Origin of the sequence: Lacinutrix mariniflava, assembly GCF_001418015.1 — a bacterium.
Classification (GTDB): Bacteria; Bacteroidota; Bacteroidia; order Flavobacteriales; family Flavobacteriaceae; genus Lacinutrix; species Lacinutrix mariniflava.
Genome location: NZ_LIQG01000018.1, coordinates 46,444 through 59,328, shown reverse-complemented (window position 1 = coordinate 59,328; position 12,885 = coordinate 46,444). Strand labels below are relative to the sequence as shown.

Sequence of the window (12,885 nt, the reverse complement as noted above, 5' to 3'; positions counted from 1 at the left end):
CGAGTTATACTTTTATAAGTTAACTCGGTTTTTTTTATACTTTAAACTTTTATACTACATCTCTAAAGAATCGAATAACTCGATTAATTTAGGGCTTGAAGGTCTTGGAGCATCAGCATTAACTACATTTCCTGCTGGATCTAGTAAGATAAAACGAGGAATACCGTTAATTTTGAATCCTTGTACGAAATCAGATTTCCATCCATTGTCTGAAATAATCTGAGTTCCACCTAACTCTTTATCTGCTATCATTTTTTTCCAAGCTTCTTTAGCAGCAACTGCATCTCCTTTAAATCCTCTTCCGTCATCTACAGAAAGACTTACAAATTCAATATTTTTACCATGAAAGTTTTTTTCTACTTTCTTTAATGAAGGAATTTCTCTAATACAAGGTCCGCACCAAGTTGCCCAAACATCTATGTATACATATTTTCCTTTTAAATCTGCTAAAGCTGTTTTTCCTCCTTTTGCATTTTCAAAATCGAAGTCTGGAGACGGCTTTCCAATATAAGAGGCAAACTGTGCAGCTCTACCTTGTTGTTGTTTGTAGGCACCAGTAATTCCACCTTTAAATTTAGTGATTTCTATTTTTTCGTTAGCTAAAAGTGTAGAGTCAAGGTTTTTAGAATTGCTTTCTAAAAAAGAATTTAATTCTTTTTCCATTTCCACAACTTTTGCATTAAAATCTACTTCCTCAAGATCAAAAAGACTTGGCTCAAATAAATTTTCTTGCATCTTAGATTTTTTAAGAAAATAGTTATTATCATCTGCTCCTTTACCTGAGAATTTTAATGATTCATTAAATTCGTTAGCATCTAGCTCTAATTTTAAATCATTTCCGTTTTTAAAAAATAGATTATTAGTCTTGTTATTTTTGTTACCATCATAAATACCATACATTCCTGTAGCCACTTTTAAAGTGTCATTAAATGTACCATTTTCTGCAACTTTTATTGTTTTAGCAAATGCTCTACCTTGGAAAACATATAAAGAGTCACTACTTTGATTTTCAATTTTCCCGGAAAAGATAAGATAATCTTTAGGTGCTTCCTCTTTGCAAGCTACTATTGTTAAGATAGATAATGCCAATACTATTTTTTTCATTTTACTTATTTATTAAAAAGTTTTTCCCAAAAGTAGAAGATTATTAGAGATTCTCATAAATTATTAATATTATTTGCAGAATAATTAACATATCTTCATTTTTGAAATACTTTAATCTAACTAAATGAGCACATTCCATTATATATCATCAGATAAACTTGACATTGTAACGATCTACAATATTTTTAAAGACAAAAAAAAACTTAAGCTTTCTAAAGAATCTATTCAAAAAATAGAAACATGTAAAACATATTTAGATAAGAAATTAAGTGAGGCAGATAAGCCATTCTATGGTATTAATACAGGCTTTGGTTCTTTATATAATGTAGAGATTTCTAAAAAAGATTTAACTAAATTACAAGAGAACTTAGTAATGTCTCATGCTTGCGGAACAGGTGATCGTGTCCCGGAAAGTGTAGTAAAAGTAATGTTATTATTAAAAATACAATCGTTAAGTTATGGACATAGTGGTGTACAACTAGCTACTGTAAATAGATTAATAGATTTTTTTAATAATGATGTTTTTCCGTTTGTATTTACTCAAGGATCTCTTGGAGCTTCTGGAGATTTAGCACCTTTAGCGCATTTGGCGCTACCATTATTAGGTAAAGGAAAAGTAGTACACGATAAAAAAGAAGTAAAAGCAAGTACAATACTCAAAAAATTTGGTTGGGAACCTGTAAAATTAGAAGCAAAAGAAGGTTTGGCGCTTTTAAACGGAACACAGTTTATGAGTGCTTATGGCGTATATCTTCTTTTAATGTCTCATAAAACGTCTTATTTAGCAGATGTTATTGCGTGTATATCGTTGGATGCTTTTGATGGTAGAATAGAACCATTTCATGATTTGGTTCACCAAGTACGTCCACATCCAGGGCAACTAAAAGTAGCAAGACGTTTTAATGAATTCTTAAAAGGAAGCGAGCTTATTACTAGAGAGAAAGAGCATGTTCAAGATCCTTATTCTTTTAGATGTATTCCACAAGTTCATGGTGCAACAAAAGATACTTTAGACTTTGTTGAAAAGGTTATTTTAACTGAAATTAATTCGGTAACGGATAATCCTAACATTTTTCCTGAAGAAGATTTAATTATTTCTGGCGGAAATTTTCATGGGCAGCCACTGGCTTTAGCATTAGATTACTTAAAAATTGCTATGGCAGAAATTGGTAATATATCAGAGCGTCGCGTTTTTCAATTAGTTTCTGGGTTAAGAGGTTTACCAGCATTTTTAGTAGATAATCCAGGTTTAAATTCTGGATTTATGATTCCGCAATATACGGCAGCAAGTATTGTAAGCGCGAACAAGCAATTGGCAACACCTGCAAGTGTAGATAGTATTGTTTCTAGTAATGGACAAGAAGACCATGTTAGTATGGGAGCAAACGCAGCAACACAAGCTTTTAGATTAATTACTAATGTAGAGCGTGTAATTGCTATAGAATTAATGAATGCTAGTCAAGCTATTGCTTTTAGAAACCCATTAAAAACATCTCCATTTCTAGAATCCTTTTTAGAGGCGTATAGAAAAGATGTGTCTTTTGTGAAAAAAGATAGAGTCTTGCATGATGATATTGAAGCGTCAATTCAATTTTTAAATGATGTTGATGTTGAAATAGAAGAGTTGTTTTTGAATAATTATGGCGTTACTAGCTAATTATAGAGTTAAACAATTAGCCCAATTTATAGCTTGTTCTAAATCTGTAAATGGTTTAAACGGTTTTCCATTAAAAAAAAGTTTTTCAATTTCTACGTTGTTTAAAGTGGTTTCGTTTTGAGAAACCACTGCAAAGCCTAATAAGTTTTTAATTTTACTAATGTTCTTGTATATTAATGGGTTTACGGAATAGGAGTTTATTCTGTTAGTTATGTATACAAAAGGTTTATTTTGGAAATGATTTAAAATAAACTCTGTTTGCTTATCGCTATTTTTTTTACAAATGGTTACACCTTCATTGACTATACAAATTACATAATTATTAAAAAGTTCGAGGGAACAAAAATCTAGATTTATTAACATATTGTACAAATATACTTTCTTGTGATTAAATGTTTAGTTATTAAGTTTTTACGATTTATACATTCGATTAAAAGTATTATTAATCGATTAAAAGCTAAATATAAATGTTTTGAGAACTTGATTGTTATTCTCTAAACTCGATTTTAGGCATAGGTACTGTTTTACTATATAATTTTTGGTGTGTTTAGTGTTATATTAATAATAATTTCCTGAAACATTTTCTGGTATTTTATTAGATGGCAGTAATGTTATATGAAAGAACGCAAAAGAAACATTAAACAGTAGAAGTAGTATGAATAGGTAGGGTAAAGCTATAGTCTTAATCTTATCTATTTATATATTTAGCTTAATCTTTTAGATTTAGATTTAAATATTATATAAAGCTAATTCCTTTTCAGCCCATGAAATAGCGCTACTAAGAGTATTAAAATGTTTAAATTTATTTTTAAAAAAGAACTTCTCTATTTGCACACTGCTTTCAAATATTTCCATATCATTAACAATGGCAATACCTATAATATTTTTAATATTAGAAATAGTACTGTATAACGTTGGATCTATTGAATAAGAATTAATTCTATTGCTGATATAGATGGTGGGTTTATCTCCTATGCTTTTAAAAACACTTAAAACTATTTCCTCGCTAAGCTCTAAAGTTAAATGTACACCTTCATTAATCTCTGCTGTAACAATTCTATTTTCTATTTGAATTTTGCCAAATGAAAGCGTTAGTGTCTTGTTCATAAATTTTAGTGTTATAAATGCATTAAAAAGATATAATACATTTCTTTAAATAGAGTTTAGTGTTGAGTATTATTTTTTTATTTCACAAATAACCGACTAACTGCACTGTATTTGTGGTAAAAAGTTGTTTTTCAACAAGTGTAACTTAATCACATCTAATTTTATGTTACAAAAATGGTTAATTAAAGTTCTTATTTTAATCTATGCTAGAAGTTTTTATACCAATAAATGTGAGTGTAAATTTTGCACAAAAAAATAGCCAATAAAATCGTTGAGATTATATTGGCTATTTAAATAAATAATTTAATAATTATGATTCAGTAGATTGCTCTGCTTTTTCGATTGTAATTGTTATTTCTTCAGATTTAACATCTAAGTCCATTACAATTTTATCACCTTCAGACACTTTAGAAGTAATTATTTCTTCGGCTAAAGCATCTTCAACATACTTTTGTATTGCTCTTTTTAAAGGTCTTGCTCCGTATTGTTTATCGAAGCCTTTTTCTGCTATAAAATCTTTAGCAGTTTCAGTTAATTCTAACTCATAACCAAGATCTTTAATTCTTAGTAGTAATTTATCAAGTTCTAAATCAATAATTTGGTGAATGTCTTCTTTTTCAAGAGAGTTAAACACAACTACATCATCAATTCTATTTAGAAATTCTGGTGCAAAAGATTTCTTTAAAGCATTTTGTATTACAGCACGAGCATTAGCATCTTCTTGAGATTTTTGTGATGCTGTACCAAATCCAATTCCTGTACCAAAATCTTTTAGTTTACGAGCTCCAATATTAGAAGTCATAATAATAATGGTGTTTCTAAAATCAATTTTTCTACCAAGAGAATCTGTTAAATAACCGTCATCTAATACCTGTAACAGCATGTTAAACACATCTGGATGGGCTTTTTCAATTTCATCTAAAAGAACAACAGCATAAGGCTTACGTCTTACTTTTTCTGTCAATTGTCCACCTTCTTCGTAGCCTACGTATCCTGGAGGTGCACCAACTAAACGAGAAATAGCAAATTTCTCCATGTATTCACTCATGTCTATTCTAATTAGTGACTCTTCACTATCAAATAATTCACGAGACAATACTTTTGCTAATTGTGTTTTACCAACTCCTGTTTGGCCTAAAAATATAAACGAACCAATTGGCTTGTTTGGGTCTTTAAGTCCAGCACGATTACGCTGTATTGCTTTTACAACCTTTGCAACGGCTTCGTCTTGACCTATAACTTTTCCGTTAATAAGATCTGGTAACTCTGCAAGTTTATTACTTTCCTTTTGCGCAATTCTATTAACAGGAATTCCTGTCATCATCGACACAACGTCTGCAACATTGTCTTCAGAAACTATTTCTTTATTCAACTTCGTATCTTCTTCCCATTTTTCTTGGGCAATAGCTAGCTCTTTTTCTATACGTTTTTCATCGTCACGCAAGCGTGCAGCTTCTTCATATTTCTGTTTTTTAACAACAGAGTTTTTTGTTTCTTTAACTTCTTCAAGTTTTTTCTCAAGCTCAATAATTTGCTTAGGCACATCAATATTTGTAATGTGCACACGAGAGCCAGCTTCGTCTAAAGCATCAATGGCTTTGTCTGGAAGAAAACGCTCTGTCATGTAGCGATCGGTAAGTTTTACACAAGCTTCAATTGCCTCTTGTGTATACTCCACATTGTGATGTTCTTCGTATTTATCTTTAATATTATTAAGAATTTCAATAGTTTCTTCAACAGTAGTTGGCTCAACAATTACCTTTTGAAAACGACGCTCTAAGGCGCCATCTTTTTCGATGTATTGTCTGTATTCGTCTAGAGTTGTTGCACCAATACATTGTATTTCTCCTCTTGCTAAAGCAGGTTTAAACATGTTTGAAGCATCTAAACTTCCTGTTGCGCCACCAGCACCAACAATGGTATGTATTTCGTCTATAAAAAGAATAACATCTGTATTTTTTTCAAGCTCGTTCATAACGGCTTTCATGCGTTCTTCAAATTGACCTCTGTATTTTGTTCCGGCAACTAAGCTAGCTAAATCAAGAGTTACTACACGTTTTCCGAAAAGGATACGAGACACTTTTTTGCTAACAATTCTATTTGCTAAACCTTCAGCAATGGCACTTTTACCAACACCAGGTTCACCAATTAATAAAGGGTTGTTTTTCTTTCTACGTGATAAAATTTGAGACACACGCTCAATTTCTTTTTCACGTCCAACTACAGGATCTAATTTACCTTCTTCTGCCATAGCAGTAAGATCTCGACCAAAGTTATCTAAAACTGGTGTTTTAGACTTCTTGTTGCTTTTTCCTGTAGGTGTGTTAAAAATATCTTTAGACTCGCTGCCATCGTTTTCTTTAGAATCATCATCTTGAAAAGATTCAGCTTTTGGTTCTATATAATTATTATCGTCGTTTGTAAGCATAGACTTGAATTTTTCTTTAACATTATCGTAATCTACTTTAAGCTTGTTTAGGAGCTTGGTGGTAGGATCGTTTTCATTTCTTAAAATGCACAGCAACAAATGTGCTGTATTAATCGAGGTGCTTTGAAATAATTTAGCTTCTAAAAAAGTAGTTTTTAAAGCACGCTCAGCTTGCCTAGTTAAATGCAAGTTCTTTTTATCGTTAGAGGTAATGGTAATATTGGGATTTGCTGGGCTTAAAATTTCGACTTTTCGTCTTAAATGATTTAAATCGATATCTAAGGCATTTAATATATTTATTGCTTTTCCGTTTCCATCTCTTAATAAGCCAAGCATAAGGTGTTCGGTTCCAATAAAATCGTGACCTAAGCGAAGCGCTTCCTCTTTACTGTAAGCGATTACATCCTTTACTCTTGGTGAAAAATTATCATCCATATAGTTATTCCTTTCGTCATTAAAATTAGTGAATCATATTATCAATGGCAAAAACTATACCTTAAATAATATAATATGCCATTTATTATTTAAAACGGTACTAAAATAAAAGAATCTTTTTCTTAGTAATATCGAGTAAAAAAGTAAACGATAGCTATGGTTAAGGTTTAATTTTTTACATAAATAGAGGGCGAAAAAGGGCATTTTATTCCGTCATTTAAAATAATTGATGGTTTTATATGCTAAAGGACAAAAAAATGTTTATAAAATCAAAACAATTAACAAGATAGTTATTAACGAAAGACGGTGTTGTAATTGTTAATAAAAATTCTCAAAAAGTAAGTATAAAGACCTACCGTTACTAATGAAATAATTATATTAGCGCGTTACGAAACAACTATAAAAATTTAATTTAAGATTATATATGGCAGAAGGCGAAAAAGTGATTCCAATTAATATTGAAGATGAAATGAAATCGGCTTACATTGATTATTCAATGTCAGTCATTGTGTCACGTGCTTTACCAGACGTAAGAGATGGTTTAAAACCAGTACATAGACGTGTACTTTATGGTATGCATGAACTGGGTGTTAGAGCAAACAGTGCACATAAAAAGTCTGCAAGAATTGTTGGTGAAGTTTTAGGTAAGTACCACCCACATGGAGATACTTCTGTTTACGATGCAATGGTACGTATGGCTCAAGAATGGAGTTTGCGTTATATGTTGGTCGATGGGCAAGGTAACTTTGGATCTGTAGATGGAGATAGTCCAGCAGCAATGCGTTATACTGAAGCGAGAATGCGTAAGATATCTGAGGATATGCTTGCAGATATTGATAAAGAAACTGTAGATCATAAATTAAACTTTGATGATACTTTAGAGGAACCAACGGTTCTTCCAACACGTATTCCAGGTTTATTAGTAAATGGAGCTTCTGGTATTGCAGTGGGTATGGCAACTAATATGCCGCCTCACAATTTAACAGAGGTTGTAGATGGAACTATTGCTTACATTGATAATAATGACATAGAGATTGATGAGCTAATAACACATATTAAAGCACCAGATTTTCCAACAGGTGGAACAATTTATGGTTACGATGGTGTAAAAGAAGCTTTTCATACAGGTCGTGGACGAATTGTCATGCGTGCCAATGCAAATATTGAAGAAGTTCAAGGTAGAGAATGTGTTATTGTAACAGAAATTCCATACCAAGTGAACAAGGCAGACATGATTAAAAAAACTGCCGATTTAGTAAACGATAAAAAACTAGAAGGTATTTCTACTATTAGAGATGAGTCTGATAGAAACGGAATGCGTATTGTTTACGTTTTAAAACGTGATGCAATACCAAACATCGTTTTAAATAAATTATACAAATACACAGCTTTACAATCGTCTTTTAGTGTTAATAATATTGCATTAGTAAAAGGACGTCCGCAATTATTGAATTTAAAACAATTAATTCAATATTTTGTTGAACATAGACATGAAGTTGTTGTTAGACGCACAAAATACGAATTACGCAAAGCGGAAGAACGTGCGCATATATTAGAAGGTTTAATTATTGCTTCAGATAATATAGATGAAGTAATAAAAATTATTAGAGCTTCTTCTAATGGAGATGAAGCACGTAATAATTTAATTGAACGCTTTAAACTTTCAGAAATTCAAGCGAAAGCTATTGTCGAAATGCGTCTACGTCAATTAACAGGCCTAGAACAAGACAAACTTCGTAATGAGTTTGATGAAATAATGAAAACGATTATTGATCTAAAAGATATTTTAGCTGATGAAGCGCGTAGAATGTCTATTATCAAGGAAGAATTAATTGTTATTCGTGACAAATATGGAGATGATCGTCGTTCTGTTATAGAGTATGCAGGTGGAGATTTAAGTATTGAAGATATGATTCCAGATGAGAAAGTAGTAATTACTATTTCTCACGCGGGTTATATTAAACGTACATCTCTATCAGAGTATAAAACACAGCATAGAGGAGGCGTTGGACAAAAAGCTTCGACTACCCGAAATGAAGATTTCTTAGAACATTTATTTGTAGGTACAAACCACCAATACATGTTATTCTTCACACAAAAAGGAAAATGTTTCTGGATGCGTGTTTACGAAATACCGGAAGGTTCTAAAACATCTAAAGGTAGAGCAATCCAAAACCTTATAAATATTGAGCAAGACGACAAAGTAATGGCATTTATTTGTACTCAAGATTTAAAAGATGAAGAGTACGTAAATAGTCATTATGTGATTATGGCTACCAAAAAAGGTCAGGTTAAAAAGACTTCTTTAGAACAATATTCTAGGCCAAGAACTAATGGTATTAATGCTATTACTATTAAGGAAGGTGATACTTTATTAGAAGCGAAGTTAACAACAGGTGAAAGCCAAGTTATGCTAGCATTAAAGTCTGGTAAGGCTATTAGATTCGAAGAAGCTAAAACAAGACCAATGGGTCGTGGCGCTTCTGGTGTTAGAGGTATTAGATTGCAAGACGAGAAAACCGATGAAGTAATTGGTATGATTGCTGTAGATGATATGGAAAGTAACATCCTTGTAGTTTCAGAAAATGGTTATGGTAAACGTTCTAGTTTAGAAGACTATAGAATTACCAATCGTGGAGGAAAAGGTGTAAAAACTATTTCTATTACTGAGAAAACAGGTAATTTAGTATCTATTAAGAATGTAACAGATGAAGATGATTTAATGATTATCAATAAATCTGGTATTGCAATAAGAATGGCAGTTGCAGATTTACGTGTTATGGGTAGAGCTACACAAGGTGTAAAACTTATTAATCTTAAAGGAAAAGATTCTATTGCAGCTGTAGCAAAAGTAATGCACGAAGAAGATGAGATTGAGTTAGACGAAGATGGAAATGTAATAATTCCTGAAGCCGCTGAAAAAACTGAAGATTCTGAAAACGGCACGACTGTTGATTCTAACGAAGAAGAATAAATAATTAAAACTTAATTCCGGTTAGGAATATAAAAATTTAAACGAATGAAAAAACAATTAATCTTTACACTAGCTTTATTTGTAACTCTTTTTTCTTTTGGACAAAAGAAAGAATTGAAAACTTTAGAAAAAGCTGTTAAAAACAACAATTTTGCTGAAGCTAAAGCAACAGCGACTGCATTAGAGCCTATGCTTGATAGCATGGACGATAAAATGAAATCTAAATTTTATTTTAATAGAGCAAAAGCATTATATGCTAACGGTTCAGGAAATATAGCAGATTTCGATAGAGCATTCGATGATTTATCGAAAGTTGATAAAAAATATGTTAGGGATTTAACCGAAACAAAAAAGTTTGTTCAAAATGAATTATTAGTAAAAGCTAATGGTTTTTATACAGAAGGAAAATATAAGGAGGCATCTAGTTTGTTTTCTATGTTATATAAATTAGTTCCTGAAGATCAAGAGTATTTATATTATGCAGCTGTAAGTTCTATACAAGCTCAAGATTATGACACGGCTTTAGCGCATTATATAATGCTAAAAGATAATGGATATACTGGTGTTACTAAAGAATATTTTGCTATCAATAAAGAAAGTGGTGAGGAAGAAATAATAGACCAAAGAACACGAGATCTTTACATTAAAGCCAAAACACATATTAGTCCAGGAGAAAGAATGACAGAATCTAAAGCTGCTGAAATAACTAATAAAATAGCTTTAATTTATATAAATCAAGATAAGAATGAGTTAGCTTTAGAGGCAATAAAAGAAGCTAGAGTAAATGATCCTTCTAATACAGATTTAATACTTACCGAGGCTAATGTGCATTTAAAGCTAGGTAATACTGAAGATTATGGAAAGCTTATAAAACAAGTAATAGAAAATGATCCTAAGAATAAAGATTTACTTTACAATTTAGGTGTAATTTCTGCTAAATCTGGAAATGCAGTAGATGCTAAAAAATATTATCAAACCGTACTAGAAATTGACCCATCATATATTAATGCTTTGAAAAATATCTCTGCTTTAATTTTAGAAGAAGAATCTGCTATTGTTAAACAAATGAATGGATTGTCTAATTCTGCATCAGATAACATTAAGTATGACGAACTTAAAGCTAAGCGTATAAACGTTTATAAAGAAGCTGTTCCTTATTTAGAAAACGTACTTAAAGTCGATTCTAGTGATATCGATTTTGCTAAAACTTTAGCAAATATTTACAGTGCAATTAATGAAACTGAAAAGGCGAAAGCTTTGAAAGTTAAATTTGGATTATAAAACTGGAAATTTTAAATAGAAAAATGCCTGAAGTTGATACTTCAGGCTTTTTTTTGTTTACAGAATTATTTAGAATTTAATTGATCTTTTATACTGTTATTCTAATTTTTTAATTTAAATAAAGTTATAAAAAGCAGACTCATAAAGGTTATAAGGGCAATAGATAAAATAGTTATTAATTGTTGCTCAGTTTCCATACACATTATATTAAGTAAAGTTATTATTAGATTTATTTGTTGCTTCAAAGTATAAAAAAATGTGTTCACTTACACTCTTTCCATCTCTTAGTTAATAAATACAAACGTCTCTCATTTTGTTGTAGAAAAAATTCGAGCTATACTTAGTTCTCTTGTTTTCAATATCGTGTAATATCAAGCCATTTCTTGCCTTTGTTTCAAGCGCTTTACTTTCTAGCAATAACTCTTCTAGGTATTTCTCTACTTACTACATTTTCGAATTAGAGAGAATGTTTATACTCTATAGTTATTGACTTTTTCGTATAAGGCTTTCTATCTCGCTACTGCCAATTTAGTATTCATTGTTTGCTCTGTAATAAGTTGTATACTATGGTGGTGCAAAAATTAATTATTAAATTAAGATACTGCCTCTTTGTAAACCCTTAAACAACGCTCTCGAGCTTCTTTATGATCCACAATTTGGCTAGTATAAGTTAGCTCTTGATATTCTGGAACCCACTTTTTAATATACTCGTGTTGCTTATCAAATTTTTCTATTTGTGTAGTTGGATTAAATATTCTAAAATATGGTGAAGCATCCACACCACAACCAGCAACCCATTGCCAGTTTCCAATATTACTAGACATATCGTAATCGTGCAGTTTTAATGCAAAGTAAGCTTCACCTAAGCGCCAATCTATTAATAAATGTTTGCATAAAAAACTACCTACAAGCATGCGTACGCGATTATGCATAAAGCCAGTAGCGTTTAATTGTCGCATTCCTGCATCTACCAACGGATAACCTGTTTGGCCATCGCACCAGGCTTTATATTCGATTTCATTGTTGCGCCATTCTATACGTTCGTATTTTGGTTTAAAACAGTCTTTTGCTGTGTGTGGAAAGTGCCAAAGTATTTGCGTAAAAAACTCACGCCAAATTAACTCTTTTAAGAAAGTAATATTTTGTTGTTTTGAAGCTTCTTTTACCATTTTACGAACACTTACAGTTCCAAAACGTAAATGTGGTCCTAATTTAGAGGTATTGTCTTGCGCCGGAAAGTTTCGTGTCGCTTCATAATCTGCAATTAAAGTAGGTGTTACTGTGTAATGTTCTACTTTAACTTTAGCTTCTTGAAAACCAATGTCTGTTAAACTTAGATTTGGTAATTTAGTATCTTTTAATGTATTATTGAGGAATTCTTCCGAAGGAAAAAAGGATGTTTGGTTTCTATTATATTCATCTATCCATACACGAGAAAATGGTGTATAAACTCTATACGGTGTACCGTCTTTTTTTACAATTTCGTCACGCTCAAAGATAACTTGATCTTTATAAGTCTTGAAATTAATACTGTTATGAGTTAATAAAGATTCAATATTCTTATCTCTTTCAAGTGCGTAGGGCTCATAATCTCGATTGGTGTAAACAGATGCTATAGCATAATTTTCTATTAACTGTTTATAGACGACTTCTGGAGTGCCATGATAAATTGCAATAGCTGAGTTATATTTTTTCTTTAGAATATCCTGCATCGCTTGTAAATTCTCATGAATAAAGGTAACGCGAGCATCGTCTTTTGGTAGTTTACTTAATATGGTTTCGTCGAAAATAAAGATTGGTAATACTGGTTTGTCTGCTTTTAGTGCTTCATAAAAACCATGATTATCTTCTAAACGTAAATCTCTTCTAAACCAAAATATGTTTATGGGTTGTTTCATC

The 12,885-nt window shown here is 31.3% G+C and carries 8 protein-coding genes; 3 read left to right on the top strand and 5 right to left on the bottom strand.

Annotation, left to right across the window (positions count from 1 at the left end; all coding sequences use genetic code 11):
- Positions 1 to 54: 54 nt before the first annotated feature.
- Positions 55 to 1,104, bottom strand: a complete 1,050-nt coding sequence (locus tag ASC44_RS02905) for a TlpA family protein disulfide reductase (protein WP_055446130.1) — start codon at positions 1,102 to 1,104, stop codon at positions 55 to 57.
- Positions 1,105 to 1,228: 124 nt separating this feature from the next.
- Between ASC44_RS02905 and hutH the strand changes: the two genes are divergently transcribed.
- Entirely contained in the window at positions 1,229 to 2,761 is a 1,533-nt protein-coding gene (gene hutH / locus ASC44_RS02900; RefSeq protein ID WP_055446129.1) for a histidine ammonia-lyase, read from the top strand.
- Here the strand turns inward: hutH and ASC44_RS02895 are convergent, their stop codons facing one another.
- The 3 genes from ASC44_RS02895 to ASC44_RS02885 form a co-directional block, all read right to left on the bottom strand.
- Complete coding sequence (locus ASC44_RS02895; RefSeq protein ID WP_055446128.1) at positions 2,762 to 3,124, bottom strand: hypothetical protein; 363 nt, start codon at positions 3,122 to 3,124, stop codon at positions 2,762 to 2,764. It lies immediately after the preceding gene.
- A 366-nt stretch (positions 3,125 to 3,490) separates the two neighbouring features.
- Positions 3,491 to 3,868 (bottom strand): hypothetical protein, encoded by a 378-nt coding sequence (locus ASC44_RS02890; RefSeq protein WP_055446127.1) that lies wholly within the window; start codon positions 3,866 to 3,868, stop codon positions 3,491 to 3,493.
- Between the two features lie 310 nt (positions 3,869 to 4,178).
- On the bottom strand, positions 4,179 to 6,731 hold the full coding sequence (locus ASC44_RS02885; RefSeq protein WP_055446126.1) for an ATP-dependent Clp protease ATP-binding subunit: 2,553 nt from the start codon (positions 6,729 to 6,731) through the stop codon (positions 4,179 to 4,181).
- Between the two features lie 424 nt (positions 6,732 to 7,155).
- On the opposite strand from ASC44_RS02885, the gene gyrA reads away from it, so the two are divergent.
- Both gyrA and ASC44_RS02875 read left to right on the top strand, forming a co-directional pair.
- Positions 7,156 to 9,705, top strand: coding sequence for a DNA gyrase subunit A (gyrA, locus tag ASC44_RS02880; RefSeq protein WP_055446125.1), 2,550 nt, complete (start codon positions 7,156 to 7,158; stop codon positions 9,703 to 9,705).
- Positions 9,706 to 9,750: 45 nt separating this feature from the next.
- Positions 9,751 to 10,986 (top strand): tetratricopeptide repeat protein, encoded by a 1,236-nt coding sequence (locus tag ASC44_RS02875; RefSeq protein WP_055446124.1) that lies wholly within the window; start codon positions 9,751 to 9,753, stop codon positions 10,984 to 10,986.
- Positions 10,987 to 11,579: 593 nt separating this feature from the next.
- On the opposite strand, the gene ASC44_RS02870 is transcribed toward ASC44_RS02875, so the two are convergent.
- A complete protein-coding gene (locus ASC44_RS02870) occupies positions 11,580 to 12,884 on the bottom strand; it encodes a cryptochrome/photolyase family protein (RefSeq protein WP_055446123.1) in 1,305 nt (434 codons plus the stop codon).
- Between the last annotated feature and the right edge of the window lies 1 nt (position 12,885).

What these genes read in the sequence shown, in the direction of transcription:
- ASC44_RS02905 (WP_055446130.1), bottom strand. Translation starts at nt 1,104, where the DNA reads ATGAAAAAAATAGTATTGGCATTATCTATCTTAACAATAGTAGCTTGC.
- hutH (WP_055446129.1), top strand. Translation starts at nt 1,229, where the DNA reads ATGAGCACATTCCATTATATATCATCAGATAAACTTGACATTGTAACG.
- ASC44_RS02895 (WP_055446128.1), bottom strand. Translation starts at nt 3,124, where the DNA reads ATGTTAATAAATCTAGATTTTTGTTCCCTCGAACTTTTTAATAATTAT.
- ASC44_RS02890 (WP_055446127.1), bottom strand. Translation starts at nt 3,868, where the DNA reads ATGAACAAGACACTAACGCTTTCATTTGGCAAAATTCAAATAGAAAAT.
- ASC44_RS02885 (WP_055446126.1), bottom strand. Translation starts at nt 6,731, where the DNA reads ATGGATGATAATTTTTCACCAAGAGTAAAGGATGTAATCGCTTACAGT.
- gyrA (WP_055446125.1), top strand. Translation starts at nt 7,156, where the DNA reads ATGGCAGAAGGCGAAAAAGTGATTCCAATTAATATTGAAGATGAAATG.
- ASC44_RS02875 (WP_055446124.1), top strand. Translation starts at nt 9,751, where the DNA reads ATGAAAAAACAATTAATCTTTACACTAGCTTTATTTGTAACTCTTTTT.
- ASC44_RS02870 (WP_055446123.1), bottom strand. Translation starts at nt 12,884, where the DNA reads ATGAAACAACCCATAAACATATTTTGGTTTAGAAGAGATTTACGTTTA.